Source organism: Polyangiaceae bacterium (genome assembly GCA_015075635.1).
Classification (GTDB): Bacteria; Myxococcota_A; Polyangia; order Polyangiales; family Polyangiaceae; genus JADJKB01.
This window is the reverse complement of record JABTUA010000001.1, coordinates 3,229,949-3,255,995: the sequence shown is the minus strand read 5'-3', so window position 1 is coordinate 3,255,995 and position 26,047 is coordinate 3,229,949. Positions and strand designations below refer to the sequence as shown.

The window sequence follows — 26,047 nt, the reverse complement described above, 5'->3', positions numbered from 1 at the left end:
CGTCGCTGCGTCGTGGCGCAACTCTCTTGCCAGGCTGTCAGGGCGCGAAGCCCGGGAAGCTGCACGGCCCCCCGCAGGGGTTCTCGGCCTTGCCCGTCTTCAGGAACACGTCCGTCTGCTCTTGGTTCAGCGGGTGCTTGCGGATGTCGCCATGCACGTCGTTGTCCTCCGCGGGCGTCGCGTTCGTCTCCGGCGGCGGCTCGCGCACCAGGTCCCAGAACGCGATGGCGTTGTCGGTCCCCCCGCTGGTCGCCTCGAGGCCCCAGACCTGACGCGCGCTCGGCGTGAGCAGGGGGAGCCCCGCCGTGCGGGCCTGGATCTCGGCGGCGAGGTTCGCGACCTGCGAATCCCCGACTGCAATCTGCATCAGCGCGTGCTTGGCCTTGGTGCCGGGCAGAGGCGGGTGCACGCCCTGCGCCCAGGCCGTGCCCGAGCCCTCGGAGTCGTCGAACAGCGGCTGCCAGAGCGCCATCAAGAGCTGCTGCGTCACGCGATCGGGGTAGGCGTTGCGGATGGCCGGGAAGAACTCGTTCCAGTTGGTGCTGCGCTGGATCATCAGCGAGTACGCGGAGCCGCCGACCTGGAGCACGCCGCGCTCGATGTCCGGGGAGTAGGCGAGCAGGCTCATGCCCATGATCCCGCCCTGCGAGATGCCGTAGTAGACGGGTGTGCCGCCGTCGGCGATGGCGCTCTTGCCGTTCGGGAGCAGGGACTTCGGGTCTTTGGCGATGGCCTTGGCCACGCGGGTCAGGGCCATGAAGTTCACCAGGCTCTGCTGCAGCCGATCGGTGACCCAGGGCAGCCGGTTCAGATCTTCGATGGCCTTCACGGCCGCGGCGCTCTGCCCGATGTCGGCGGTCTCGGCCACGGACAGGCCGATCCAGTCCGTGCCGACGCACACGTAGCCCTTGTCGTTGCAGAACTGTCGTACGTGACCGCTCGACACCTGGTCGGCGGCCCCGAGCAAGCCGTGGCCGTAGACCAAGAGCGGGAACGGCCCCTTGTCGACGGCGTTCGTGGGAATGACCAGCTCGAAGGGGTAGTCCGCGTCGCGCTGGTACTCGGGCATGCCGCTCGCGTCGAGGACGAGCTCCGTCTCGGCGACCTTGCGATCGTCACTGGACAGGAAGCTAGGCACCTTGAACGTGCCGCGGAGGCGCTTGTGGATCTCAGCATTGGGCGCGTCCTCGACCGAGGCGATGGTGAACCCCATGCCCTCGGCGCCGACCTTGGCCAAGGCCTGATCGCGCATCGAGAGCACGCGTTTGGTGCTCTCGGCCAGGCTCGCGGTGTGGAAATCCCAGGCGAGCAAGAGATCGCTCTTCGGGACCCCGGCCTTGGCGAGCGCCCCGAGGACGTCCGGCAGCGCGTCGAGCGCCTTCTTCGCCAGCGGGTCGCTGCTCTTGCCGCCGCGGAGCGCGCTCGCGAAGCCCAGTGGCGTCTCCGGTGTCTCTCCCGTCAGAGTCTTCAGGCTCTTCGTGATGGCGACCGCGTAGCGGCGATTCGGCCGAAGGTGCTTGGCGGGGCGGAGCATCAGCGGTTGCCGATCGGTCTCGGCGATGTCCGCCGACAGATCGAGCTCCGCCATGTGCGCGACGAGCTCGCCGCTCTCCATGTCCAAGATCAAGGTCGCGCTCGCGGGAGAGAGGCTCGCGTCGAAGTTCTTTTGCGACGAAAGCGTGCTGCCGTCGAGGCGCTCGGGGAAGTAGACGACGATGGGCGTCGCGGACGAGAACCCGTCGCGTTGATTGAAGCGCGCCGGCTCGAACGGCGTCTTCGACTTGGCGGCGGCGTCGATCAGCTCGACGGGCAGGGCCTGTCGCTTTCCGGTCTCGGTGCTAGCGTCGTCCTCGAGCCAGACGCTCGACGGGAAAGGCACGCCGCAGGTGCCGGCGGCGCGAAACGGGTGGCAGTTGGCCGAGAGCCCGTCGTCCGGCACTTGCAGCGCCGACGTCCCCGCCGGCTCGTCGTCGCCGCCGCAGGCCGTGGAACCGAGAGCCGCGAGCACGATCGCGAAAGGGAAGAAGCGCCTCATGGTCCCGGATGTTCCCCGGTCCGTGCCGCGCCGGCAAGCCGGAACACGGCGAGCCGCTCGGCGGCGAAGCGCTCGAAGCGCTGCTCGACGATGGCCGAGCGGGCCTCGGCCACGAGCGACTCGTAGAAGCAGAGGTTGTGCAGCGTCAGCAGGCGGTGCACCAGGATCTCTCCCGCCAGGTACAGGTGCCGGAGGTAGGCCCGGCTGAAGCCGCCGCGGCAGGTCGGGCAGGGGCAGCTCTCGTCGAGCGGTCGCGTGTCCAGGCGGTACTGGGCCTGTTTGATCACGATCTTGCCGCCGCCGACGAAGGCTTGACCGTTGCGCGCGTTGCGCGTCGGCATCACGCAGTCGAACACGTCCACGCCGGCGCCGATGGCGATCACCAAGTCGAGCGGCGTGCCCACGCCCATCAAGTAGTGGGGGCGCGTCGGGTCGAGCCGCGGGGCGACCTGGCAGAGCGCCCGGTGCATCTCCGCCGGCGGCTCGCCCACGCTGAAGCCGCCGAGAGCGAGCCCGTCGAGGGGGAGCTTGGCCAATGCCTCGGCGTGCTCGAGGCGCAGCTCGACGTCGGTGCCTCCTTGCACGATGCCGAACAGCGCTTGCTCGGGCGCGCGGGCAGCGAGACAGCGCTCGGCCCAGCGCGTCGTGCGCTCCACGGCCCGGAGGAGCTCGGGTCTCGGCGAGCCGCCGGGCGGGCACACGTCGAGCTGCATCGCGATGTCCGAGCCGAGCAGCCCCTGCACGCGCATGCTCTCCTCCGGGGAGAGCAGCTTGCGAGCGCCGTCCAGGTGAGACGAGAACTCGAAGCCGTCCTCGCCGAGCTTCACGCGGGCGGCCAGGGAGAAGGCCTGGAAGCCGCCGGAGTCGGTGGCGATGGCGTGGGGCCAGCGCGAGAACCCGTGCAGCCCGCCGTGCGCCGCGACCACTTCGGGACCGGGGCGTAGCCACAGGTGGTAGGTGTTCATGATGGTCAAGCGCGCGCCGGTCGCGGCGACCTCGTCGGGGGAGAGCGCCTTGACGCTGGCTTGCGTGCCGACGGGCATGAACGCTGGGGTCGGCACCGGCCCGTGGCGCGTGTGCAGGGTGCCGGCCCGCGCGTTGCCGTCGGTCCGCTCGAGCTCGAAGCGGATGGGCGCGCTCATGCGTCGCGCTCCGAGCGGCGTGGGATCCACATCGCGTCACCGTACGACAGGAACCGGTAGCGCTGCGAGACGGCTTCGCGATACGCCGCCAGCGTGGCGTCGAGGCCGGCGAAGGCGGCGACCAGCGCCAGCAGGGTGCTCCTCGGCATGTGGAAGTTGGTGAGCAGCGCGTCCACCACGCCGAAGCGGTAGCCGGGCTGGATGAGCAGCCGGGTGTCGCCCGACAGCGCGCGCACTCGTCCTGGGCGCTCCGGGTCCTTCGCGCTCTCGAGCGCGCGCACCACCGTGGTTCCGATGGCCACGACCGGTGCCCTGCGGGCCCGCGCGCGCTCCACCGCGCCGACCACCGCAGGGGAGACCTGCACCTCCTCGGCGTGCATGGCGTGGTCGGCGAGGTCGTCGACGCTCACTGGCTTGAAGGTGCCCGGACCCACGTGCAAGGTGACGTGCGCGAGCTCCACGCCCCGGGCCTGGATGCGCGACAAGAGCTCGGGCGTCAGGTGCAGGCCGGCGGTGGGCGCCGCCACCGACCCCGTCTCACGCGCGAACACGGTCTGGTAGCGAACCGCGTCGGCGGGCTCGTCTTCGCGACCGAGGTAGGGTGGGATCGGGATCCGGCCGACGCGCTCCAGAGACAGCTCGACCGACTCGGGCGCCGTGAGCTCGAGCTCGAGCTCGGCGTCCGGGAGGTGGGAGAGGACCCGCGCGCTGAGCTCCCCGAACGCGAGCAGGGCGCCTTGGCGCAGGCGCTTCTGCGGCTTGCCGAGGGCGGTCCAGGTCTCGACAGGGCCCGGATCGCTCCGCCGTCGCAGCAACAGGAGCTCGGCGCGCCCGCCGCCCGGGCGCGTGCCCACGAGGCGCGCGCGAAATACCCGGGTGTCGTTCAGCACCAGCAGCGCACCGGCGGGCACGAGGTCTGGGAGCTCGGCGAGCGCCTGGTGGCGCAGGTCTTCGCCGTCCACGACGAGCAGCCGACCGCTGTCCCGCTCCGCGGGCGGGCGCACGGCGATGAGCTCTTCCGGCAGCTCGTAGTCCAGGAGCGCGGTGCGCACGGGTCGTGATCAGGAGCGCGTCGGCTCACTTGGTGTCGTAGGTGATGCCGAGCCGGGTCATCTTGCGCCACAGCGTGGTCGGGCTGATGTCGAGCGCCACCGCGGCGCGTTCGCGGCTGCCGTCGGCGGCGCGCAGCGCCTGCAGCACGGCTTCTCGTTCGGCTTCGTCGACGATGTCCGCGAGCGTCTGGCCGCTGGCTCGCGCCTGCTTCTTGGGGGACTGCGGCATGATGTCGTCCACCGTGATGATGCCGCCCGAGGCCAGGGCGACGGCCTGCTCGACCATGTTCTCGAGCTCGCGCACGTTGCCCGGATAGTCGTAGCTGACCAGTTGCTCCATCACTCCTTCGCCGAGCTGCGCGCGCTTGTTCATCTTGCGCGTGTACTTGTCGAGGAAGAACTCGCACAAGAGCGGCACGTCCTCGCGCCGGTTGCGCAAGGGAGGCAGGTGAAAACGTGCGACGTTCAGGCGGTAGTAGAGATCCTGCCGGAAGCGGCGCTCCTCGACCGCGCTGGCCAGGTCGATGTTGGTCGCGGCGATCACCCGCAGGTCGACCTTGATCGGGCGGTTCTCGCCGATGCGGCGGATCTCGCCCTCCTGCAGCGCGCGCAGGAGCTTGGCCTGGAAGGCCAGGGTGGTCTCGGCGATTTCGTCGAAGAAGAACGTGCCGCCGTCCGCCTCTTCGAACAGACCCTTGCGCGCGTTGGCCGCGCCGGTGAACGCCCCGCGAGCATGACCGAAGAGCTCGCTCTCGAGCAACGTCTCGGTGATGGCGGCGCAGTTGACGGTGACGAAGGGTCGGTCGGCCCGCTTGCTGTTCGCGTGCACCGCCCGCGCCACCAGCTCCTTGCCGGTGCCGCTCTCGCCCGTGATCAGGACGATGGCGTCGGTCGGCGCGATCTTCGTGACCCGAGTCATCACGTCGCGAATGGCCTGCGAGCGGCCGATGATGTTCTCGAAGTGGTAGCGCTCCTTGAACTCCTGCGCGAACAGCTGGACCTGTCCGTGTAGGCGCCGGCTCTCGAGCGCCTTCGAGACCTTTACGATCAGCTCCTGCTCGCCGAACGGCTTCTGGATGTAGTCGAAGGCGCCGAGGCGCATGGCTTCGACGGCGCTCTCGATGGTGCCGTACGCCGTCATCACGATGACCTCGGTCATCGGCTGGGCTTCCTTGATGGCCCGGAGCACCTCGATGCCGTCCAGCTCACCCATGCGCAGGTCGGTGATCACCACGTCGTACGCGCCCGTCGAGCCGAGCTCGCGCCCTTGCCCACCGTCACTGGCCTCGTCGACCTCGTACCCGCCACCGCGCAGCATCATCGCCAGCGTGGTGCGCATGTTGCGCTGGTCGTCGACGACCAAGATCTTGCCCGGGCGCTCTTCGAGCTGGCCGCCAGCGCGTTCGCGGCTGCTCTTTCCGGCACCGGTGCTGGTCGCCTCGCGTGATGTCCCTGTTGCCACTGCCTCAGACCCTGCCCCGCGCGGTTGCCCCCGACGCGGCGCTCGTCCCGAGCTCGCTCGGTCCGACCGACAGGCTAGCCGCCTCGCCGGGGGGTGGCCAGGAATTCAGGTCTTAGTGTTCGGCAGCGATTGGTGGCATAAAATGCCGGGTCGCGGATGAGCCAGGGCAAGAAGCAGATCGGGCGGATCCTGCTGCAGCAGCGGGCGCTGACGGCCGAGCAGCTGGAAAAGGCCCTGCACGAGGGCGGGGGACGGCTGGCGTCGCGTCTGATCGAGTCGGGCACCATCAGCGACGTCGCCGCGCTCAAGGCGCTGAGCGAGCAGCATGGCATCCCCGGGATCGACCTCGGGCAGATCTGCATGCGCCTCGAGGACCTGGAGCTCTTGCCCCGCGAGATCGCCGAGAAGCACCTGATCCTGCCCGTGCTCGTGCGCGAGGATCGGCTGTTCATCGCGATGGCCAACCCGCGGGAGCGGACCGTGCTCGACGAGCTCGAGTTCGTGACCGGCAAGAAGGCCTACCCCTACGTCGCGCTCGAGACTGCGCTCGGCAAGGCGATTCAGGAAGCCTACACGCGCAAGGCGCGCGGCGAGGCGTACTACATCGGCCCCCGCTGCCCGGCGGAGGTGCTGAAGAAGTACGGCATCGAGAGCGCCGAGCAGGCGGGGAGCATTCCGCCCGATGCTGCCAGCATACCGCCGCCCGACGAGACCTTCTCTCCGCTCACCGCGCCCGGCGTGGTGGTGGACGATCAGGTGGGCCGTATCTCGCGCGGCGACGAGATCGAGGACACGGACTTCGGTGAGACCAACCCGGATCTCAGCGTGATGGCCATGCTGCCACAGGAGGTTCCGGACTCTTCGCCGGCGCAGGCGTCGCCCGGGGCCAAGACGGTGCTGGTCATCGACGACGAGGCGGACATCCGCAAGATGCTCAAGCGCCTGCTCTCGAGCCACGGCTACCGCGTGCTCGAGGCCGACCGCGGCCTATTGGCGCTGCGTCTGGTCAAGGAGCAGTCGCCGGATCTGATCATCTTGGACGCGATGCTGCCCGAGGTGCACGGCTTCGACATCGCTCGCCGCATCAAGGGCAGCGCGCGCTACGGGCACATCCCCATCATCATGATCAGCGCCGTCTACCGGGGCTGGCGATATGCCGAAGACCTGAAGCAGAGCTGCGGCGTCGATTTCTACCTGGAGAAGCCCTTCCGCATCGCCGACGTGCTGCGCGGCGTGGAGGTCGCGCTGGCGCAGCACGCTCCGGCGCGGGAGGAGCGCCGGGAGGCAACCTCGGAGGACGCCGAGCGCTGCCTGGAGGCCGGGGTCCGCGCCTACCAGGCGGGCCAGGTCGAGGCCGCGATCGAGCACCTCCGCCAGGGGCTGGGCATCGACCCGCTGGCCTATCGCCTGCATTTCCACCTGGGCTTGCTCTACGGCAAGCAAGGCCAGGTCTACGAGGCGATTGGCGAGCTCGAGACGGCGGTGGACATCAACGCCCGGCATTTTCCCGCGGTGAAGAACCTGGCCATCCTCTACCAGAAGGCCGGGTTCCGGAACAAAGCCGCGGAAATGTGGGAGCGGGCCTTGAAGCTGGCGCCGGACGAGCCCACCCGGATGACCATCAAGCAACACCTGCTGAATCTCTTGTGAAAGAGCTTTCGCGCCCCAAGGAGGCCCGCGCTATCCTGTCCACCACCTGAGGCCGGTCGGCGGCCCCCCATGAAGTTCCTCTGTCCGTCCTGCAAGGCGAAGTACCAGATCGCCGATGACAAAGTCGCCGGCCGGTCGGTGCGGATGAAGTGCCGCAAGTGCGGGTACCTCATCAGCATCGGGAAGGCCGTCACCGACGGTTCGGTGTCACGCAAGCTGTCGAGCATGCCGCCGCCCCCCGACTCCGGACAGAGCGCCGAGCATGTGGCTCCCCGCGCTGGACCGGGCTGGCGCGAGCCCGGAGCACGCACCTCGCAGCCGGGGCCACCACCGCGGCCGCCACCCCGTGCACGACCCGGCGCCGCGCCGGTCACGCCGCCGGGTCGCTTCTCCGCGCAGGGCACGGCGGGCGTCGAGCCAGCGGTCCCTCGGCCGCCGCAGCCGCACTCTCCGAAGAACGGCAACGGCTCGTCGTCGCACCACCACGCCTTCAAGGTCGAGGCGCCGCCCGTGCATCGAGACGACGACGAGCGCACCGTGATCGCGGGGGTCGGGGCGCTCTCGTCGGCGTTCGCGGAGAGCGTGGCCGGGCCGGAGTCGAGCGCGCTCGCCGCGTCGCTGGCGGCCACCGACGAGTGGTACGTGGGCATCAACGGGGTGCCGGTGGGTCCAATCCGGCTGAGCGAGCTGCGCTCGAAGGCGGCTTCGGGTGCCATCTCCGGCGAATCGCTGGTCTGGCGCGAGGGCTTCGAGCAATGGCTACCGCTCGCCAATTTCCCGGAGCTGGTGGCGATCGTCGAGGAGGGCTTCTCGAGCGCGCGCGCCTCGCTGACCCCGCTCAGCTCTCCGCCGGCGGCTCAGGTGGTGCCACCCGCCGCACCGCGGCCCGAGGTCTACGACCCCTTCGCGCTGCCGGGCGGAACCCCGGTCGTCGCGCAGGATCCATTCCAGGAGATGCTGCGCCCGTCGCAGCCCGTGCCGGAGGCGTTCGGTTCGGCTGGCGCTCCGGCGATGAACCAGCTGCCGCTCGGGCTGGTTGGCGCACCGGTGAGCCAGCGGCCTCCGGTGGAGTCCGAGAGCGTCATCTTCGCGCCGCCGAAGCGTAGCTCGGCGGCGTTCGCGTGGGTCGCGGTGGGCGTGGCGCTGATGCTCGGGCTGACCATCGGCTTCGTGATGTTCAGCAAGAAGCCGCCGGAGCCGGTGGTGAAATACGTCGAGGTGCCCGCGAAGCCAGGGGAGACACCAGGAGCGAGCACCGGCGCCGCCGCGACGCCGGTCGGCGAGGTCGAAGTCGAGATCGACGCTGGCGGCGGCAAGACGGTGCGCACGGGCGGGACGGCGGCCGCGGGCACCGGCAAGACCGCGGGCGAGAAACCCGAGGAGAAGCCGCTCACCGGCCTGGCCGGCCTACAGGGGCTCCAAGGTGGCGGCCCCACCGGCGGCCCCGGCTCGACCGGCAGCACGGGCGGCGGCGGCGGGCAGCCCCTCGACTCGGGCGAGATCCAGAAGACCGTGAGCAAGTACACCAGCAGCGTGAAGCGTAGCTGCTGGCAGCCTGCGCTCGACGCGCGCTCCAAGGACGCCCCGACCTCGGCGCGCGTCAACGTCGCCATAGTGGTGAGCCCGAGCGGCAGCGTGCAGAGCGTGTCCACGAGCGGCGATCCCAAGGGCTACCCGGGCCTCGCGAGCTGCATCGCCGCGCGGGTGAAGGCCTGGCAGTTCCCGGCCTCGAGCGGCACGACGACGGTGAACGTGCCGTTCGTGTTCGCGGCTCAATGACTTCTCTGCCGATGATCTCCGCCGCGCCTGGCGTCAGTGCCCACGGGTGAAACGGCCGGCGCCGGTTCCGGGGCTTGTTCTCCTCGTCGATGACCACCGCACCGCCTCGCGACGCTTCCCACGGGCCGAACAGCCGGCGCCGGTCCCGGCCGGTGTTCTCACTCCGCTCATTTTGGCGGATCGTGATCTGATCTTGCCAAGCCCCGAGGCGTGGTGGCGGGGCTCGGCCTCCGGCCGAGGAGAGAATCTCGTTCTTCGTGGCGTCGTGGCGTCGTTGCGCAATTCCGCCGGTGAGCGGGTGCGAGCTACCGCTGGGGGCCGCGTGTGTTATGTTCCGCCCCGTCAGAGTGGAACAGACGATCGCTCGGGCTTCGGCTCGGGAGGAAAGTCCGGGCTCCGCAGGGCAGGATGCCGGGTAACGCCCGGTGAGGGTGACCTCGAGGAAAGTGCCACAGAGAAGCAAACCGCCCGGCATGGTCCGGGTAAGGGTGAAACGGTGGGGTAAGAGCCCACCGCGCGGCCGGTAACGGACGCGGCACGGCAAACCCCATCCGGAGCAAGGCCACGTACAGGGGCGTTCGAGGGCTGCCCGCCCGAGCCCCGGGGTAGGCCGCACGAGGCCCGCGGCGACGCGGGTCCCAGAGGAATGATCGTCGGGCTGCGCGAAGGCGACTTCGCCGGCACACAGAACCCGGCTTACGAGCCACTCGGACCACGCCGGCGGGAAACCGCCGGCGTGCGCTTTTTCACGCGGCGCTATCCAGGTCCAAGCGCGAGCCGGCCTCGCGCGAGATCTCGGCGATCCGGTGCCGCAGCTTCTTCTTCGCCCGCTCCTCGAGCTGGCGGGCGCGCTCGCGGGACACGCCCAGGCGCCGGCCGATCTCCGCCAGCGAGAGCTCGTCCTCGGCGTCCGCCATCATGCGCTTCTCGACGATGAAGCGCTCCCGAGCGTCGAGGTCCTGCACGGCTCGCCGCACCGCGACCTTGACTTCGTCGCGGCTCTCGTCCGCAGAGAGCGAGTCTTCCTGATCCGTGTCCACGGCGACCAGCGTGTCCATCAGCGTGGTGGCCGAGTCGTCGAAGACCTTGCCGTCCAGCGACACGTCGCGCGTCTCCAGCCGGCGCACCATGGCGCCGATCTGGGTGGGGGTCACGCCGAACTTCTCCGCCAGGATCACGTCGGCGCGCTCCTCGTCGCCGATCAGGTTCATGATGCGCGTGCGCTCGCGGCGCAGCTTGAAGAACAGCTTGCTGCGGAGCGCGCCGGAGCCGACGCCGACCAAGCTCCAGGAGCGGATGACGTAGCCGAGCACGTAGGCGCGGATCCAATAGGCCGCGTAGGTGACGAAGCGGTTTCCTCGCTTGGCCTCGAACTTCTTCAGCGCGTGGACCAGGCCGAAGTTGCCCTCCGCGATCAGCTCCGAGAGCGGTACGCCATAGCGGCGATACTTGAGGGCAATGGCGACCACGTAGCGCAGGTGGGCCCGGATCAGCGCGTCGGCCGCCTGGGGGTCCGCCCGCTTCGCCCAGCGCTCCGCCAGCACCAGCTCTTCTTCGCGGGTGAGCTTGGGGTAGTGGTGGACCAGGGTGATGTAGCGGGAGAGGGAAGAGTCGATTTCGCGGGCCATGAGTCCTCGATCGTTCAGGTCTTGCCTAGGGTCCGTCGAAAGTTCGTCCAGGGTGTGCATCCCCGGCGGCCCAAGACAACATCACGTAACGTAACTTTCTGTCAACACGCACCGGGGGCGAGAATTCCCAGTGCTCGCGAGGTACTACGGGCCGATTTCGGCGGGGGTTACCCGGCTGGATTCAGGAGCACAAAAGGCAGACGCCCGACCACGGGGGCCGGGCGTCGCTCGTTGGACGACGGGTGGACAGGCTAGGCGCTGAACGACGAGCCGCAGCCGCAAGACCCGGTCACGTTCGGATTTCCGAACTTGAAGCCTGCGCCGTGGACGCCATCGACGTAGTCGATCTCCGTACCGTCCAGGTACTGGTAGCTCAGAGGGTCGACGTAAAGGAGCACCCCGTTGGACTCGAATTGCTCATCCATGTCGGTGGGCTTGTCCTCGAAGTACAGGTCGTACTGGAAGCCGGCGCAGCCTCCGCCGATGACCCGGAGCCGGAGGCCCTGACCGTTCAGGCCCTCTGCCACCGCGATTTCTTTGACCTTTTCTGCAGCCAGGTTGGTGATCGAGATCATGTTGCTCCGCTACCTCGGGTGGGCGGGACTCGAGCCCGCGCTCAGCCAGTATAAGCGACCAAGCCCGCCATCGCTAGCCGGTCCGATGCCACCCGAGCCCCAAGTGCCGATGCTGCTCCGCGGCCCCCCCCGCTTCGCCGACCTGGTCTTCCACGTCCTGGCGCACGTGCGCCGCTCGGCGGGCGAGGCGGCTTCGGTTTACGACCCTGAGTGGGTGCGCTTCGCGGCCAGCCATCTCGGCCCCGCGGAGTCCCGGACGTTGGCGGAAGACGCCGACGCCCTCGGCCAGCTGGCTCCGGGCCACGAGGCGCTCAGCCGGCTCCAGCTCGTGGCCTGGCTGTTCGCGGACGTCGAGCGAGCGCGCGTCGTGGCGGCGCGGGAGCTCGCAGATCTTGGTCCTGACGAGGTCGATGCGCCCGAGCTCCTCGCGACCTTGCGCCAGCTGGGCCCGGCCCCTGAGCTCCTGCGAGTCGCGGCGGAGCTCGAGCGGCCGTTCTTCGAGCGGCTGCCTGCGCCCGAGCACGACTGGGCGCGGAGCGCTGCCTCGTTCGAGGCGATGCTCGGTGTTGCCCCTGAGCTCGGGCAGTGCACGGTCGAGCTGGTGCGCTCGCTCCGCCTGCGCGGGCGGGTGAGAGGCTCACGGATCTGGGTCGGAGTGCCGGACCCGGCACTCGGTCCAACGCTCGAGCACGTGAGCTGGCAGGCCGCTCACGAGGCGACCGTGCGGGAGGTCGGGAGGCACGCGCGAGCGGCGGAGCGCCGGGTCGAGCAAATGGCCGTGGTCCTGCTCGCCGCTCGCGCGAGGCGCCAGGGGAGGGACGCGGACCACGGGAGGTGGCTGGCCCACTTCGGCGCGAACGCTCCGGAGACCAACCCGAGCTCGCTCGACGAAGCAGAGCAGCGTCTGGTGAGCGAGCTACTCGGCTGAAGCCGCCAACGCGCCGCTCCGATCCGGCACGTAGCGCACCGGGCCGAGCTCCTGTCGGACGACGCCATCGCCCCGCCGCTCGAAGCGCATCAGCCGCTGATCGGAGCCGCTACCGACCGGCGCAACCAACACGCCCCCCTCGCCGAGAGCGTCGAGCCAAACGCTCGGCATCTCTCGCAGCGCAAAGCCGGCGTACACGCGGCGGGCTCCTCGCCAGGTGTTCAGGGCGTGGGCGTCCGCGGCGAGCACCCGGGCCTGCGGGTAGTCGGCGAGGTTCTCGCGCGCTTGCTCCGCCAGCGCCGGATCGAGCTCGAGGCTGAGCACGCTGCCGGTCCGGCCCACCACCTCCGCCGCGAGCGCGGCTCCGTAGCCGCTGCCTCCGCCGAGATCGACGAAGTCGTCGCCGCTGGCGAGCCCGAGCGCGCGGAACGCGATGGCGTAGGCGTGGAGCGCGGAGATGGTCGAGCCACCGTCCTCGCCGAGCGACAGCGCACGATCGTCGGCGGACTCCCCTACGTTCTCCGGGAGCACGAAGCGCTCCCGCGGCACGCGGAGCAGCGCGAGCGTGACGGCGTCGTCGCGGGCGATGCCCTTGTTGTCGAGCGTCTCGCGGCGCGCGCTCAGCGCGAGGTTCGCGAGCTCCGCGTCATTTGCGAGCTCGGTGCGTCGAGCCTCAGCCGGTACCTCACCGTTCAGTCCGCGCCACAGCTGGTAGAGACCGAGCGTGCGCAGGCGCGGGCGTGGGGCACAGAGATCGATTTGCTCGCGCACGGCACGTAGGTAGTAGTCACGGGCCGGGCCCGTGTAGGCGAAGCGCTTGCCGATGCTCTCCAGGATGGGAGAAAAAAGCTCGAAGCGCAGCCGGTTCGCCGTGCGGAAGTCGAGCTCGGCACTGGGATCGACCCACTCGGCCAGAAAGTCCTGATCGCCGTCCTGCCACCACGGGTAGCGATGGACGCGCATGCCGGTCTGGCGTTCCCAGACGTCGCGTTCTTCGTCGATGGGCGAGCCCGGATACAGGCGGAACGGGTCGACCGACAAGAAGCCGTGGGTGCCGCGCGGGTGGTCCGCGAACAGCTTCTTCATGTACTTTGCGCTGGTCCGCAGGCTGGCCTCGGTCTCGCCGGGATGGCCCACGATGATGTTGGCGCCGAACGCCACCTCGTGGTCTCGCGCCCACTCGGCCACGGTCAGCATCTTCTCCAGGTAGCCCTCGAGCTTACCCGCCTTGCGGATGCGTTTGAGCTGACCGGGGTCGCCAGACTCCAGGCCGAAGCCGGGCCCCACGTTGGCTCGGGCCATCAGCTGGATGTCCTCTTTCTCGATCAGGTCCAGGCGGATCAGGAGCCAGACCTTGCGCGCGCGCAGCGGGCGTCGCGCGAGCTCGCTCAGGAACTCACGGCGCCAGCCGCGCTTCATTCCGAACAGCGCGTCGGCCACGAACAACGTCCAGCGGGACAGATCGAGGAAGCGATCGAGGCGGTGCAGCTCTTCCACCGCCTGCAGGGGCTCGAGCGCGCGCCAGCTCACGTCGCGCTTGGCGCGCTCCATGCAAAAGGAGCAGTCGTACGGGCAGCCGCGAGACAGGTAGATCTCGGCTTGCGAGGCCATCTTTCGCGCGATGGGCCGGTAGCGCTCGAGCAGCGACCAGTCGTAGGGCACGAGCTCCTTTGGCTCCTGCACCGAGTCCGGTCCCAGGACCCGCGTCAGCGGGCGCTTGCCCTGCGCCAGCGCCTCGACCAGGCGCGCGATGGGGCGCTCGCCGTCGCCCACCACCACGAAGTCGAACGGCGAGTCAGCGCCCGTGAACTCTTCGGGGCGCGCGCTCGGGTGGTAGCCGCCGGTGACCAGCCACGCTCGCGGCAAGAGCTCCCTCAGCCGGGCCGCGATGGCCATCACCTTCAGGTAGTCGTAGGACGAGTAGCAGGAGACGCCGACCAGGTCGTAGCCGCCCGAGACGACGCGCGCGAGGTCCACCGCGCCGAACGCGCGCTCCATGTCCAGGTCGACGACGTCGACCACGGCGTCGGTCTTCTGGCGGATGGCGGCCGCGAGGAGCAGCATCTGCGGCACGCCGAAGTTGGCGCCGCCAGAGAACAAGCCCCCGGGCCAGAGCAAGAGCACGCGGGGTCGGTCGGGGCGTGCCATCCGGGGCGCCTCACAAGATGACTTCGAGGTGCGTCTTGCCGTCGCGGCGCTGGGTCTCCAGGCGTGAGGCCAGATCGTCGTCAACGTGCTGGAACACGAACGGATCGGGGTAGCGGCGCGCGTGCCCCATCACCCACTCCGCGGCGGCGCCGCAGCCGCCGGCGCAGCTCTTCTCGTGCAAGCAGCCGTGGCAGAACTCCGGCGTCTCGCGCTTGTACTCGGTGAGCTCCGGCGCGGAGAGCAGGCTCGCGACGTCCACGCCCTCCGCCAAGATGTCCTCGACCCCGCCCAGCGCGGTCTTGTGCAGCGTACAGTTCTTGAGCCGTCCGTCCGGGCCCAGGGCGATCTCCTGCATCGAGGTGCCGATGGCGCAGCTGCCGAACTGGATTGGCGCGAACTGCTCGACCTCGATCGCACACGGCGGCACGGGCATGGTGCAGATCAGGGTCATGCCGCGCTCCTTGGCCCAGGGCAGGGCCTGGCCGAAGGCCGTCAGGAAGTCGCTGCGGCTCGGCAAGAGCTGCGCGGCGTGTCGAGCGGCGTAGCCCGCCGGGCTGAAGCGCGAAAGCGAGATCTGGCGCACGCCGAGCGAGCTCCAGAGCTCGAGGATCTCGCCGAGCCGGCTGGCGTTCTTCTTGGTCACCACCGTGCAGCCGACCACGGGCACGCCGGCGGCCCGGAGCGCGCGGATGCCGCCGAGCGTGCGCTCGAAGTGTCCGGCCCCGACGTGTGCCGCGTGCAGCGCTTCGTCCGGGCCGTTCAGCGTGATCTGCACGTAGCGGACTCGGTACGGCGCCAGGCGCGCGGCGATGGTCTCGTTGACCATCCCGCCATTGGAGATGATCTGCACGGACACGCCGCGCTCGCGCAGCAGGTCGAATAGCTCGAAGATGCGCGGGTGAGAGAAGGGCTCACCGCCCGTCACCGTGGCGTGGTCGAGGTCCACGGCGTCGAGCAGCTTCTCGACGCGCGCGAAGAGCTTGTCGCGGTCGCCCTTGTCGAGCGAGGCACCGCCGTCGTCGCGCCACTCGTTGTAGCAGTAGTCGCACTTCTGGTTGCAGTACGCGGTCGTCTCGATGGCGACGCTGTAGAGCTTGGGTCGCGCTGCCCCGGCCGTGGTCATGTCGTCCGAGGTATATCACCGAGCCTGGTCCCCGGCGGTACGCCGTGATACGAACCGGCTCCCTTGCGCGCGCCCCAGGTCTCCTTCGTGCTCGCGTTGCTCGCCGCTGCGAGGGCAGCTCCGGCGCTCGGCGCGAGCTTCGACCCCGACGGCAGCCTGGTCTTCGACCCCGCGGCGCTCCACATCGAGAGCTTCGAGAGCGTGACGGACGCCGGGCCGGGCGGGGAGGAGGATCCCGGGGCGCTCGACGGGGCACGAGTCTTGAAGCTGACGCAGTACCAGGGCGTTGACGTCCCGGTCCCACTGCCGTCGAAGACGCAGGCGGTGCGCGTCCGGCTCTGGGCGAAGGGCGAGGTGGTGGCCTCGCTCGAGACGCGGTTCGGCGGCCGGGTCGAGGACTTCGGGGCCTTCTACCCGACCGGGCGCGTGACCAGCGACGGTTGGTACGAGCTCGAGCTCCACGCGATGAGCGTGGACGTGAGCCGAGTCGAGTCTCTCGCCGTCGGTCTGTTCTCGCCCAGCGGCGCGGACGTCGATGCCGTCGAGCTCGCGCCCGCCGGAGCGGCGGTGCCGAGCGCGGAGTGCGCCGGGGCGGGGGACAAGAGCGCGTGCGCGCCCGGCCAGATCTGCATGTGGAACCGTTGCCGCGACTTCGCGGCGCGGGTGCCGGCGCTGCCTCCGCCGGCGTACCGCGACGATCTGGTGGACTACCTGGACCAGCGCTTCGCCCTGCTCTACGGCCCGTTCGAGAACCGCAAGCTCGACCTGCCCAACGCGCGCCTGGAAATCTCGTCGATGCGCACCGCGCCCGACGCCTGGAGCTTCTGGCGCGCGTTCCGCGTGGCCATCCATCGCCTGCACGACTGGCACACCCGCGGCAGCGACAGCGCCGGCTTCAGCATCCAGAGCCCGCGCCCCATCGGCATCTGCTTCATCGAGGGCAAAGCGGACGTGCCGGGCGCCGTCGTCTCGACGCCGGGTTACCTCGACGTGCTGGTGTCCCACGTCGGTCAGACCAACAGCTTCGGCTTGAAGCCCGGCGATCGCCTGGTCTCCGTGGACGGGCAGCACCCCATCCTCTGGGCGCGCTCGCTGATCAGCGTGGACTTCGGCTACGAGACCGCGTCCAACCACACCACCCACGCGGAGGCGGTGCAGCGCATGAACCGCCTGATCTCCGCGTACGCGGATCGCATCGAGGTGCTGCGCTGCGACGCCGCGACCAAGACCTGCGCGAGCGCGCCGGAGGAGATCTCGATCTCGTCGCTGCCCTACTCCACGGGAGGCGGGGGCGGCGGTGCGAGCTGCGACAACCGCCCCGTCAATCACGTGCCGGGGGGCGAAGGCCATCCGCTGGGCGGCGTCTTCAGCGGCATCGTCAAGGAGAGCGACGCCACCGAGCGCATCTACGGCCTGCAGTGGAGCAGCCTGAACGTGGGTGGCGGCGGCAACCTGGGCCCGGTTCTGGAGCAGGCGATCGCGGACTTTCGCGCCAACGCTCGCGGTCTGATCCTGGACCACCGCACGGGCTTCGGCGGTACCACCTCCGGCCCCGAGCTGTTCTGGAACCTGATCCGCACGCCCACGCCGCTCGACGTGTTCGAGCTCCGCCAGCGCGCGGATCAGGAGCCCCCGAAGAGCTTGGCCGACGGTAAAGCGCTGTTCGAGCAGCTGGCCGCCGCTGGGGCCGTGGAGATGGCCGGCGGGATCGCGCCCGATCTCGCCTTGCCGGTGGCGCTCTTGATCCACCTGGACGGCTCGGCCAGCGACTGGTTGCCCCTGGGCTTCAAGGGGGCGCCCAAGGCCAAGGTGTTCGGCCCCTACCAGACCGCGGGCGCGTTCTCGACCCTGCTGACGTTCGGCTACTGGTTCGGGATGGGCTACTCCATCGCCGTCGGGGACACGCTGCATTCGAGCGGGCAGATGCTCAACGGGCACGGCGTGGAGCCGGACTTCGTCGTGCTGCCGCTGCAGTCGGATCTGATGGACGGCAAGGACACCGTGTACGACGCTGCCCTCGCCTGGGTACGTCAGGGGCTCAAGCCATGAAGCGCGTCTTCTTCATCGCGCTCGCTTGCGTCGTCCCGGCCGCCTGCGGGAGCGACGAGAGCTTCGAGCCCGTCGTGGCGGAGGCGCCGGACGCGAGCCCGACCGCTCCGCCGCCAGCGCCGGCGCCGGACGCCTCCCCGGTCACGCCGAAGCGAACGGTCACGACGAAGAACCCGTTCGGCAACGTGGCGGCGAGCGACAACCTGCTCTGGGACGGCGACTTCGAGTGGTCCACCGCGTTCGCGCAGCAAGCGGGCTGGGTCAACGCGGGGATCGTGGTGTCGTACAGCGCGTTCTCGCAGGTGCGCCCCGACCCCGCGTGCAAGAGCGGGCTCAAGTGCGGCTACCTCACGCAGAACCAGCGCGTGGCCGCCATCGGCGTCGCGCCAGCGGGCGGCAAGAAGGTCGAGGCCAGCGTCTGGGTGAAGGTCCCGGGCACGGCCTGCTCGGAGGTGGGCGCCGCGCTCATCGCCTGCGACTACCAGACCGATCCGGACGTGGAGCTCGCGGACGCAGACGGGGTCCCGGACGCGAGCGGTTGGTGCCAGCTCACGGTGGTGGCCGAGCCCCGGCAGCGGGCGACCTGCCTGCTCGTCGAGAGCCAATTCGACGAGGGCGAGGCGCTGATCGACGACGCGGTGCTGCGCGCCGCGCCGGAGGGCGCCGTGTCGAGCGCCGGCGCGGCGGCGCCGAGCGAGCGCTTCGACCAGGCCCGCAGCCGCATCCGCCAGGCCCTGCGTCCGGCGCCGCGCGAGCCGAGCCAGGCCGAGCGCGCCTTCGAGAGCTGGCAGCGGAGGGCGAGATGAAGCTCGGCGCTTGGCGTGCGGGCGCCCTCGCGGCCCTGAGCGCGCAGTCGGTGCTCGCCGGGAGCTTCGACGCCGAGGGGCGGCACCACTTCGACGCCGACGCGAGCGCCACCGAGTCGTTCGAGAGCGAGGTCCCGAAAGGTATCGGCTGCGAGGGCTCGTGCAGCTGGGAGTCGGTGGGCGACGGCAGCGAGCTGGCCCTCGAGGGCGCACGCTTCGTGCGCGTGAGCGCGCAGCAGGATCCGTTCGAGATCGACGTGAGCCTGCCGCCCGTGAACGCCGCCTACGTGTTCCGGCTCTGGGTGCGGCACTCGCGCGCCTGGGTGCGGGTGGTGCTCGAGCACGATGACGCCGCCCGCGGCACCGAGGCTGCCTGGCTCTTCCCGACTGGGAGGGTGACCAGCGACGGCTGGGTCGAGCTCGCGTCGAACTCGGCCAGCGTCACTGGCCGCGATCTGACCCGCGCCTTCCTGCGCGCGGAGGGCTCGGGGGTGGACCTCGACGGGTTCGAGGCCGTGCCCGCCGGCGAGTACCACGCGGGGGGCGCGTGCCTGGGCGCGTCCGATCCGGTGTGCGGCCCGGAGGCGCAGTGCATCGCCGAACGCTGCCGGCAAGGCGCGCGCTTCGTCCCGCCGCTGCCGCACGCAGGCCAGCGCGACCAGGTGGCTCGTTACCTGGCCTCGCGCGTCGAGCACTTCTACGGCGGACGCTTCAGCCGGCAGGCATATTTGCCCGCGGCCCTCGCCGAGATGGCCAAGATGCTGAAGGCCCAGACGGCTTGGCAGTACTGGGGTGCGTTCTCGCGGGGCGTGCGACTGCTCCACGACTGGCACACCTCCGCGAGCTCGGCCCTCTCCGGCCAGGGCAGCGCGCGCCGCCTGGGGTTGTGCTTCATCGAAGGGCAGGCCGATCTCACGCAGTCGGTCTGGCCGAGCCAGGCGGGACGCAGCGACATCCTGGTGTCCCACGTCGGGCCGGCGGGCGCGCTCGGGCTCGTGCCGGGAGACCGCCTGGTGGCGGTGGACGGCAAGCACCCGGTGGACTGGGCGGCCGCGCTGATCGGCTTCAACCCCGGCCACCACGTCGCGACGGATCCGGACGTGGACGCGGAGCTGGTCGAGGCGCTCCGCGATCTGCTCCCGCGCTTCGCCAAGAGCTTCAGCGTGATCCGCTGTAGCCCAACCGGACCGAGCTGCAACGACGTCGTCGAGACGCTGAGCGTGACCGCCATCGAGAGCGACGTGCAGCCGCCGGCCTGCGACAACCGCCCGGCGTACCACCTGGCGAACCCGCCAGAGCAATTCCCGGGGATGATCGGCACCTACCACTACGTGCCGTTCGTGCCTTGGCGCGACGTGGTGCTGGGCACCGACCCCGCCGACAAGATCTTCGGCATGACGTTCGACACTCTGTACGGCGGGCCCGGGGGGCTCACTCAGTCCTTCCTCGACGCCAACGAGTTCTTCAAGCAGAACGCGCGGGGCGTGATCCTGGATCACCGGGCGGGTAACGGCGGCACCATGGACGCGCCCGAGGCCATCACCGAGCTCGTGCGAAAGCCCGCCCAGCTGGGGGTGGGTCCGGTGTTTCCCCTCGCGGCGGGCGACGTCGGACCGGCAGGCGGCGCGGCGGCAGTGGCTTGGGTCCAGAAGCTCAAGGACATGGGCCAGCCGAGCTTCGAGGTCGGCAGCGAGCAGGCGGATCTAGCTCTGCCGGTGGCGCTGATCATCCACCGCGACGGCTCCGCCAGCGACTGGCTGCCGCACGGCATGAAAGGCGCGCCGAAGGTGAAGATCTTCGGCCCGCACGAGACCGCCGGGGCGTTCTCGTCATTCTACCAGTTCAGCTATTGGTCGCGCTTCGACTTCCAGCTCGCGAGCGGCGACATGTACCTGGACGACGGCAGCGCGCTGATCGGTCACGGCATCGCGCCCGACGTCGTCGTGCAGCACACGCAGACCTCGCTGCTCTCCGGCAAGGACGCGCCCTTCGAAGCCGCGCTCGCCTGGGTGAAGGGGAACCTGAAGCCATGAGCGCGCGTTTCGGCCTCGCGCTCTCGGCCTTCATCGCGGGCTGCGGCGCCGACGAGCGTGTCGGGGCCTCCGGTGGCCCGCTCGACGCCGGTGCGGACGCCCACGAGGACGCGCCGGTGGGCGAAGCCGGGCCGCCGATCCGCTCTGTCGAGCTCCGCAACCCGTTTGGCGGCGCCGATCCGGACAATCTCCTGGTGGACGGCGACTTCGAGCTCACCAGCGGCTCGGGGCAGTTCGGCTGGCGCGCCATCAGCTCTGGCGGCGAGGCGCTCTTGCGCCGGGAGACGGGGGGACTGTGCCGGTCTGGAGTGTCGTGTGGCGTGCTCACGCCGGAGACGGATCTGCTCGCGTTCGCCGCGCGGCCGGGTGACTCCGACCTGTTGGTCGTGCTCTGGGCGAAGCCGCCGTCGAGCGACTGCACGCTCACGGTGGTGTCGCTGATCCAGTGCACGAGTCCGTTCGTCGTGACGCTGGCCGACGTCTCGGCCACGAACCCCGCGCCGGACGCCTCCGGCTGGTGCGAGTTCCGCGGCGTCGCGCCGGCCACGGAGCAGCGGCCTTGCCTCCTGGTGAGCTCGTTCGAGGACGCCGAGCAGCGCACGCTGATCGACGCCGCGTCGCTCGGCGCGGCGCCGCCGTCCGCAGCTCGCTCCATCGGAGCCGGCGCCCCCCGGGCCGAGGTGGCGGCTCGAGCCCGGCGCGCACTCCGGGTGGTGCACGAGAGCACGCGCTTCGGTCGGCCCCCGCCGGCGGAGCCTTGACGCCGCGCCCCGAGGCGCGCTCTCGTCAGGGCATGCGGCGTCTTGGCGGCTGTCTGGTCTTGGCTTGGCCTCGCTCGCGCACGCGCAAGGCGCGCGCCGCCGGCGCCGGGCGCCGGGGTGGAGCCCGCACCGGCTCCAGCTCCGCCCCCACCTGCGCCCGCGCCGCCTGCGCCGAGCGCTGCGCCCGCGCCGAGCGCCGCGCTCGCGCCGAGCGCTGCGCCCGCGCGTCCGCCCGGCTACCCGCCGCCCGGCTACGTCGCGCCGGCTTACGGCTACCCGCCGCCGGGCGGGGTGTACGTCGCCGCGCCGCCGCCGCCCCCGCCGTCGAGGCGCGAGGAGGACGAGCCCGGCTACCACCTGCACGACGGCTTCTACTTGCGCATGTCACTGGGTGCCGGCTGGGCGGGGACGCGCATCGAGTCGTCGGAGGCGGGGACCTCGGACGTACGCGTGAAGGGCGCTGGCGCCGGGATCGACTTGATGATGGGCGGCACGCCCACGCCCGGGCTCGTGCTCGGGGGTGGCATCTTCGCCGTGAGCGCCAGCGATCCCCGTCTCGAGTCCGGCGGCACGTCGAACGACCTGGAGGAGACGCCTCGACTACGCTGATCGGTCCTTTCGTGGACGTGTTCTTCGACTCGCGTGGCGGGTTTCACCTGGGCGGTGCCGTCGGCTTCTCGACCTTCAGCATCAAGCCGAAGGACAGCGACAGCGACATCGACGAGAAACCCTACAACGGTGGCGGCGTCGCGCTCTTCACCGGCTACGACGCCTGGATTTCGCCCGACTGGTCGCTGGGCGGCTACGTGCGCTTCATCGCGACGAGCGGCAAGCGCGAGATCGAGGTGCTGGGTGACACCAGCGAGGAGAAGGCGACGAGCTTCGGCTTCTCGATCCTGTTCACCGCGCTGTATCACTAGAGTTTCCCCGCGACGCGGCGGAGCGCTCGGCCGGGCCGTCACTGACCGAGCATCAGGATCAACCCGGAGCGGCAGGCGACCACGAAGCGGTGCTTGCCGGCGGGCGCCAGCGAGCCTGGGTCGCCGCAGGCGGCGCCGGCCGCGAGCTTCTGCTCCCCGGTCTCGAGCACCACCCCGGCGTCGAGCCCAGGGCGCACGTAGGCAACCCGACCTCTGTCGTCCACGATCAACGGCGGCGGTAGGAAGAGGCCCGGCACGCTGGGCAACCCCGCTCCGCCGCTCGGCTCGAGGGCCGCCCGCGCCGTCTCGATGCCCGTGCGGTCGTGGCCGAGGAGCAGCCCGGAGAAGGAGGCGACGCGCGTCTCGCCATTCGCCAGGATGGCCGGTGGCCCTTGCAGGTGGTCGGTCGAGTCGAGCCGGATGTGGCGAGTCTTCGCCGAGAGCTTGAAGTCCACCAGGCGTTCGTGATCGACGATGGCGGTGACGTGGTTCGGGCTCGACAGCGCTGCTCCCTCGTCCACGCGTCCGCCAAAGCTCCCGAGCTTGGTCGGCTCTCCCGGCGGTCGCCATTCGAGCACGTCGCCCTTCTCAGTCACGATCAGCGTGCCCGAGCCGTGCTCGAGCAACGAGATCGGCGCGTCCGCTTGCTTGGCCCGCGCCAACACGTCGCCGCTCGCGTCCAGGCGCAAGAGCAGTCCGGTGACCGCCAGCACCAGGCCGCCATCGCGCGTGGCGAGGGGTGGCGCGGCGCCGCGGACGCTGCCGGTCGGCAGCGTGCGGCGCAAGCGCAGCGTGCCGCTCGGACCCACGCCCCACAGCTCGCCGCTCGAGGTCAGCACCACGCGCGTGCCGTTGGTAGTGATGATCGGTCCCTGGACGGGCACAGCATTGCCAGTCTTCGAGCTCCACACCAGCTTGCCCTGTGCGTCGAGCTCCACCAGGAGCGACATGGGGCTCGCGGCGACCACGTGGCCGCGGCCGTCCACCGCGAGAGGCAGATCGAGCCCACTGGTGACGCGCGCGCGCCAGAGCACGCGGGGAGCGGCGGGCAGGCTGTGCCGGGCTCTGCCGGTGCGTGCGGCGTCCACCCGGGCCATCGGCTGCGCGCCCGCCGGCGCCCCGACCACGCGGCGCACCGGGAAGGTCGGGTCGATGCGCTCGGCTCGCGCGCTCGCGAACCAGAACAGGGCCGCAGAGCAGAGCGACGCCAGGAGGGCGCTACGGGCTGACTTCGACACGGACCGTGTACTCCTCGTCACCCGACGGCGCGACCGCGGGGTGTGGCAAAGGGGCGTGGGGATTCGGCACGAGCTCGAGCTTCACGCACGCTTCGGCCAGGCCGCGCGGGATCGGCGCGCTCTGCCAGGCGCCGGCGACGTCGTGCTTGGTGTCGGCAGGGAGCTTGGTGCCACGGCGGTGCAGGCGCACCGGAATGCCATCGGAGGCGCCACCGTGGGGCGTGGCCTGGAGCACGGCGTGGCGCAGCCGAGGCAACGTCGGCGAGTCCTCGACCACGAAGCGCACGTTACCCGTCCCCGATTCGGTGCACACGTAGTCCACGTCTCGAAGCCAGTCGAGGCGTCCGCGAAACTCCGCGCCCGGGGCGATGCGGGCACCATCGCGCGGCGTGTCGTTCGGCTCGGTCTCCGCTCCGGGCGAGAGATCGGCGAGGCCGACCGTGAGCTCGTAGGCGTCCGAGACGTTCTCCTGAACCGGCAATTGGGTGCCGGGTTCCAGCTGGGAGTCGCGGTCCTGCATCACGGCGAACAAGTGCTCGCCCGGTTCGAGCTCGAGGCCGAGACCCGGAGCGGGCGCCCGGCGGCTCCGGTGCAGTAGCGCCCGAGCGGCGTCTCGAGCCCGACGCGGTACACGTAGGTGCAGAGGGCCATGTTGGGCAGCCCGGTCGTCTTCACGCTGACGTGGCCCGCGTCCTTGGGGATGCGCACGCGGTAGAAGTCTCGATCGCTGCGCTCGGGATCCAGGCGGCGGGCGATCTGGCCGCGGACCGTCTCGCCGAAGGGCACGGGATTGGCCTCGCTGGCGGCGTTGTTCGGCTCGCGCTCGCGTCCGTCGAAGCCCTCGCTTTGCGCGCTCTTCACCAGGAACGCCCACGCGCCGAGCGGCACGGCGACGAGCACCGCGGCCACCAGCGCCCAGTAGTACAGGCCGCGGCGTCGCAGCTTCCGCTCGTAGCGCTCGACCTCGTCGCGGGTGGCGGCGTCGTCGGCGCTGCGGGTGAGCGCGTGCATCTGGCCGGAGTCGAGCAAGATCTCCACGCTGTTGGTGGCGCCCTGCGTCCTGAGCTCGCTGATCAGGGAGAACTGCAGCTCGGTGACGCTCTGGAAGCGGCGGGCGGGGTCTTTCTCCAACGCCCGCATGATGACGCCGCTGATCCCTTTCGGAATGTTCAGCTGAGGGAACTTCGCGCTGGGTGAGACCGGCAGGTCCGTCAGGTGCTTGGTCAAGACGCCCATCGGCCTCGGTGCGTCGAACACCGGCTCACCGGTGATGACGGCGTACATCAGCGCGCCGAGCGAGTAGATGTCGCTCCGGGGGTCAGCGGCTTCGCCGCGGATCTGCTCCGGGGACATGTAGTAGGGCGTACCCACGATGGCGCCGCGGGAGGTCACCTCGCCGAGCTCCGGCGATTCCCTGAGCTTGGCCAGGCCGAAATCCAGCACCTTGACCACGTCGCTGTCGGAGTGGCCGCTCAAGATGAAGATGTTCTCCGGCTTGAGATCCCGGTGCACGATGCCGAGGCCGTGCGCTTCCCCGAGCGAGCTGCACACCTGGATGATGATCTTGGCGCAGCGCTCCGGGTCCAGCGGCCCGGAGTGGCGCACGATGTGGCCCAAGTCGTCGCCTCGGAGGTACTCCATCGCCAGGTAGGTCAGGCCCTCGGCGACGCCGAAGTCGAACACCTGGACGGTGTTCGGGTGGCTGAGCTTGCTGACCATCAGGGCCTCGCGCTTGAAGCGCGCGACGATCTCGGGGTCGCGGCCCAGCTCGCCGGTGAGCAGCTTGAGCGCCATCAGCTTGCCGATGCGCGCGTGCTCGACGCGGTAGACCACGCCCATGCCGCCGCGGCCGAGCGGCTCGATGATGCGATAGCGCCCCGCCACCGTGGTCCCGATCAGCGGGTCGGCGATCGGCTGATCGGGGTCCGCCGTCTCGCGCACCTCGCTCAGGGTGCCGAAGCCGGTGACGCGCTTGGAGGCCGGCCCTTCCAGATCCTCGAACGAGGCAGTCCCGAGGCGCACCCCGCACTGCGAGCAGTAGCGCGATCCGGCGCCGTTCGAGTGCTTGCAGGAGGGGCACGAGACCTCGCTCGGGACCAGGACCTCGCCGTCCTTCTGCGCCTGGCTCTCGCTCACGGCCTGCCTCGCAGGAACTCTACTCGGACTTCCGGCAGGCCGCGTCCACCGACCGACTCGGCTGACTTTCCAGCCAAATAGCCGTAGGCGGTGACGCCGGTGCCCGGCGCGAGGTTGGTCCGCTCGCCCAGCGCGAGCCGGACCAAGCAAGGAGGCTCGCGGCATCCCTTGTCGACGTCGAGCAAGAGCGAGCTCGCGTAGCCGTCGGACTTCACCTCGGTGAGCTTGCCCTCCAGCACCACCGCCCACCCGACCTTCTGCTCCGTTGCGTCGGCGATGGCGGCGTAGGAGCCCTGGGCCCGGCGCTCGAACAGCGCGGCTTCGGCCGCCAGGCTGGCCACGCGCTTCACCCGGATCGGGAAGAAGCGCGGGGCTCTGCCTGGTGCCGAAGCGCGGACGCTCACTGTGGTGTCGCCGATGGCCGACACGCTCATCAGCTGGGCGAAGCGACCACTCGGGTCCACCGTGATCGGTCGCCCCTCCACCGTGACCAGACCATCGCGCTCGGTCGCGCCTGCGAGCACGAAGCTCGAGCCCTCGATGACGATGCTCTCGCCGGGGCGTCCACGCTGAGGGGGACGA

21 protein-coding genes and 1 other RNA gene are annotated in these 26,047 nt (G+C 70.4%); 10 read left to right on the top strand and 12 right to left on the bottom strand.

What is annotated here, in order from left to right:
* Window positions 1-37: 37 nt before the first annotated feature.
* From HS104_14850 to HS104_14835, 4 genes are read right to left on the bottom strand one after another with little or no spacing between them, the layout of a single operon-like run.
* Window positions 38-2,035, bottom strand: a complete 1,998-nt coding sequence (locus HS104_14850) for a hypothetical protein (GenBank protein MBE7481244.1) — start codon at window positions 2,033-2,035, stop codon at window positions 38-40.
* Window positions 2,032-3,177, bottom strand: a complete 1,146-nt coding sequence (tgt, locus tag HS104_14845; GenBank protein MBE7481243.1) for a tRNA guanosine(34) transglycosylase Tgt — start codon at window positions 3,175-3,177, stop codon at window positions 2,032-2,034. The genes HS104_14850 and tgt overlap by 4 nt, the downstream gene beginning before the upstream one ends.
* Window positions 3,174-4,229 carry a tRNA preQ1(34) S-adenosylmethionine ribosyltransferase-isomerase QueA gene (gene queA / locus HS104_14840; GenBank protein MBE7481242.1) on the bottom strand — a complete coding sequence of 352 codons (1,056 nt, stop codon included), beginning with the start codon at window positions 4,227-4,229 and terminating at the stop codon, window positions 3,174-3,176. The genes tgt and queA overlap by 4 nt, the downstream gene beginning before the upstream one ends.
* Before the next feature lie 25 nt (window positions 4,230-4,254).
* The gene (locus HS104_14835) at window positions 4,255-5,568 is read right to left on the bottom strand and encodes a sigma-54-dependent Fis family transcriptional regulator (protein MBE7481241.1); all 1,314 of its coding nucleotides are present in this window, start codon (window positions 5,566-5,568) and stop codon (window positions 4,255-4,257) included.
* Window positions 5,569-5,847: 279 nt separating this feature from the next.
* On the opposite strand from HS104_14835, the gene HS104_14830 reads away from it, so the two are divergent.
* The 3 genes from HS104_14830 (at window position 5,848) to rnpB (ending at window position 9,834) form a co-directional block, all read left to right on the top strand.
* Window positions 5,848-7,341 (top strand): response regulator, encoded by a 1,494-nt coding sequence (locus HS104_14830; protein MBE7481240.1) that lies wholly within the window; start codon window positions 5,848-5,850, stop codon window positions 7,339-7,341.
* Window positions 7,342-7,410: 69 nt separating this feature from the next.
* Complete coding sequence (locus HS104_14825; protein MBE7481239.1) at window positions 7,411-9,120, top strand: zinc-ribbon domain-containing protein; 1,710 nt, start codon at window positions 7,411-7,413, stop codon at window positions 9,118-9,120.
* Window positions 9,121-9,464: 344 nt separating this feature from the next.
* An RNA gene (gene rnpB / locus HS104_14820) (RNase P RNA component class A) lies at window positions 9,465-9,834 on the top strand.
* Between the two features lie 32 nt (window positions 9,835-9,866).
* Here rnpB and HS104_14815 read toward each other — a convergent pair.
* Both HS104_14815 and erpA read right to left on the bottom strand, forming a co-directional pair.
* The gene (locus tag HS104_14815) at window positions 9,867-10,748 is read right to left on the bottom strand and encodes an RNA polymerase factor sigma-32 (protein ID MBE7481238.1); all 882 of its coding nucleotides are present in this window, start codon (window positions 10,746-10,748) and stop codon (window positions 9,867-9,869) included.
* A gap of 251 nt (window positions 10,749-10,999) precedes the next feature.
* On the bottom strand, window positions 11,000-11,323 hold the full coding sequence (gene erpA, locus HS104_14810; protein ID MBE7481237.1) for an iron-sulfur cluster insertion protein ErpA: 324 nt from the start codon (window positions 11,321-11,323) through the stop codon (window positions 11,000-11,002).
* Between the two features lie 109 nt (window positions 11,324-11,432).
* Here erpA and HS104_14805 point away from each other — a divergent pair, with 109 nt between their 5' ends.
* On the top strand, window positions 11,433-12,251 hold the full coding sequence (locus HS104_14805; protein ID MBE7481236.1) for a hypothetical protein: 819 nt from the start codon (window positions 11,433-11,435) through the stop codon (window positions 12,249-12,251).
* Here the strand turns inward: HS104_14805 and HS104_14800 are convergent.
* Complete coding sequence (locus HS104_14800) at window positions 12,240-14,399, bottom strand: cobalamin B12-binding domain-containing protein (GenBank protein MBE7481235.1); 2,160 nt, start codon at window positions 14,397-14,399, stop codon at window positions 12,240-12,242. The two genes, HS104_14805 and HS104_14800, sit on opposite strands and share 12 nt — an antisense overlap.
* 10 nt (window positions 14,400-14,409) lie before the next feature.
* On the bottom strand, window positions 14,410-15,522 hold the full coding sequence (locus HS104_14795; GenBank protein ID MBE7481234.1) for a radical SAM protein: 1,113 nt from the start codon (window positions 15,520-15,522) through the stop codon (window positions 14,410-14,412).
* Between the two features lie 63 nt (window positions 15,523-15,585).
* Here HS104_14795 and HS104_14790 point away from each other — a divergent pair, with 63 nt between their 5' ends.
* The 6 genes from HS104_14790 to HS104_14765 all read left to right on the top strand — a co-directional run bounded on the left by HS104_14790 (window position 15,586) and on the right by HS104_14765 (window position 22,091).
* Window positions 15,586-17,571 carry a hypothetical protein gene (locus HS104_14790; GenBank protein ID MBE7481233.1) on the top strand — a complete coding sequence of 662 codons (1,986 nt, stop codon included), beginning with the start codon at window positions 15,586-15,588 and terminating at the stop codon, window positions 17,569-17,571.
* Window positions 17,568-18,377: a hypothetical protein gene (locus HS104_14785; GenBank protein MBE7481232.1), complete on the top strand. Its 810-nt coding sequence runs from the start codon at window positions 17,568-17,570 to the stop codon at window positions 18,375-18,377. The genes HS104_14790 and HS104_14785 overlap by 4 nt, the downstream gene beginning before the upstream one ends.
* Complete coding sequence (locus HS104_14780) at window positions 18,374-20,410, top strand: hypothetical protein (protein MBE7481231.1); 2,037 nt, start codon at window positions 18,374-18,376, stop codon at window positions 20,408-20,410. The genes HS104_14785 and HS104_14780 overlap by 4 nt, the downstream gene beginning before the upstream one ends.
* Complete coding sequence (locus tag HS104_14775) at window positions 20,407-21,171, top strand: hypothetical protein (protein MBE7481230.1); 765 nt, start codon at window positions 20,407-20,409, stop codon at window positions 21,169-21,171. The genes HS104_14780 and HS104_14775 overlap by 4 nt, the downstream gene beginning before the upstream one ends.
* Window positions 21,172-21,288: 117 nt before the next feature.
* Window positions 21,289-21,780 (top strand): hypothetical protein, encoded by a 492-nt coding sequence (locus HS104_14770; GenBank protein MBE7481229.1) that lies wholly within the window; start codon window positions 21,289-21,291, stop codon window positions 21,778-21,780.
* Window positions 21,781-21,791: 11 nt separating this feature from the next.
* Window positions 21,792-22,091, top strand: coding sequence for a hypothetical protein (locus HS104_14765; GenBank protein MBE7481228.1), 300 nt, complete (start codon window positions 21,792-21,794; stop codon window positions 22,089-22,091).
* Window positions 22,092-22,129: 38 nt separating this feature from the next.
* Here HS104_14765 and HS104_14760 read toward each other — a convergent pair whose 3' ends face one another.
* Genes HS104_14760 through HS104_14745 form a run of 4 tightly spaced genes read right to left on the bottom strand, consistent with a single transcriptional unit; the run spans window position 22,130 to window position 25,989 of the window.
* Entirely contained in the window at window positions 22,130-23,329 is a 1,200-nt protein-coding gene (locus tag HS104_14760; GenBank protein MBE7481227.1) for a PQQ-like beta-propeller repeat protein, read from the bottom strand.
* The gene (locus HS104_14755; protein MBE7481226.1) at window positions 23,310-23,852 is read right to left on the bottom strand and encodes a hypothetical protein; all 543 of its coding nucleotides are present in this window, start codon (window positions 23,850-23,852) and stop codon (window positions 23,310-23,312) included. Before HS104_14755 ends, HS104_14760 begins: the two co-directional genes overlap by 20 nt.
* Complete coding sequence (locus HS104_14750) at window positions 23,849-25,465, bottom strand: protein kinase (GenBank protein ID MBE7481225.1); 1,617 nt, start codon at window positions 25,463-25,465, stop codon at window positions 23,849-23,851. Before HS104_14750 ends, HS104_14755 begins: the two co-directional genes overlap by 4 nt.
* Window positions 25,462-25,989, bottom strand: coding sequence for a hypothetical protein (locus tag HS104_14745; protein MBE7481224.1), 528 nt, complete (start codon window positions 25,987-25,989; stop codon window positions 25,462-25,464). The genes HS104_14750 and HS104_14745 overlap by 4 nt, the downstream gene beginning before the upstream one ends.
* Window positions 25,990-26,047 lie beyond the last annotated feature (58 nt).

Excerpts from the sequence above, each read along its gene's own strand:
- HS104_14805 (MBE7481236.1), top strand. The coding sequence starts at position 11,433 with ATGCTGCTCCGCGGCCCCCCCCGCTTCGCCGACCTGGTCTTCCACGTC.
- HS104_14780 (MBE7481231.1), top strand. The coding sequence starts at position 18,374 with ATGAAGCTCGGCGCTTGGCGTGCGGGCGCCCTCGCGGCCCTGAGCGCG.
- HS104_14830 (MBE7481240.1), top strand. The coding sequence starts at position 5,848 with ATGAGCCAGGGCAAGAAGCAGATCGGGCGGATCCTGCTGCAGCAGCGG.
- HS104_14850 (MBE7481244.1), bottom strand. The coding sequence starts at position 2,035 with ATGAGGCGCTTCTTCCCTTTCGCGATCGTGCTCGCGGCTCTCGGTTCC.
- HS104_14835 (MBE7481241.1), bottom strand. The coding sequence starts at position 5,568 with ATGCGCACCACGCTGGCGATGATGCTGCGCGGTGGCGGGTACGAGGTC.
- HS104_14775 (MBE7481230.1), top strand. The coding sequence starts at position 20,407 with ATGAGCGCGCGTTTCGGCCTCGCGCTCTCGGCCTTCATCGCGGGCTGC.
- HS104_14825 (MBE7481239.1), top strand. The coding sequence starts at position 7,411 with ATGAAGTTCCTCTGTCCGTCCTGCAAGGCGAAGTACCAGATCGCCGAT.
- HS104_14800 (MBE7481235.1), bottom strand. The coding sequence starts at position 14,399 with ATGGCACGCCCCGACCGACCCCGCGTGCTCTTGCTCTGGCCCGGGGGC.
- HS104_14815 (MBE7481238.1), bottom strand. The coding sequence starts at position 10,748 with ATGGCCCGCGAAATCGACTCTTCCCTCTCCCGCTACATCACCCTGGTC.
- HS104_14795 (MBE7481234.1), bottom strand. The coding sequence starts at position 15,522 with ATGACCACGGCCGGGGCAGCGCGACCCAAGCTCTACAGCGTCGCCATC.
- HS104_14785 (MBE7481232.1), top strand. The coding sequence starts at position 17,568 with ATGAAGCGCGTCTTCTTCATCGCGCTCGCTTGCGTCGTCCCGGCCGCC.
- tgt (MBE7481243.1), bottom strand. The coding sequence starts at position 3,177 with ATGAGCGCGCCCATCCGCTTCGAGCTCGAGCGGACCGACGGCAACGCG.
- erpA (MBE7481237.1), bottom strand. The coding sequence starts at position 11,323 with ATGATCTCGATCACCAACCTGGCTGCAGAAAAGGTCAAAGAAATCGCG.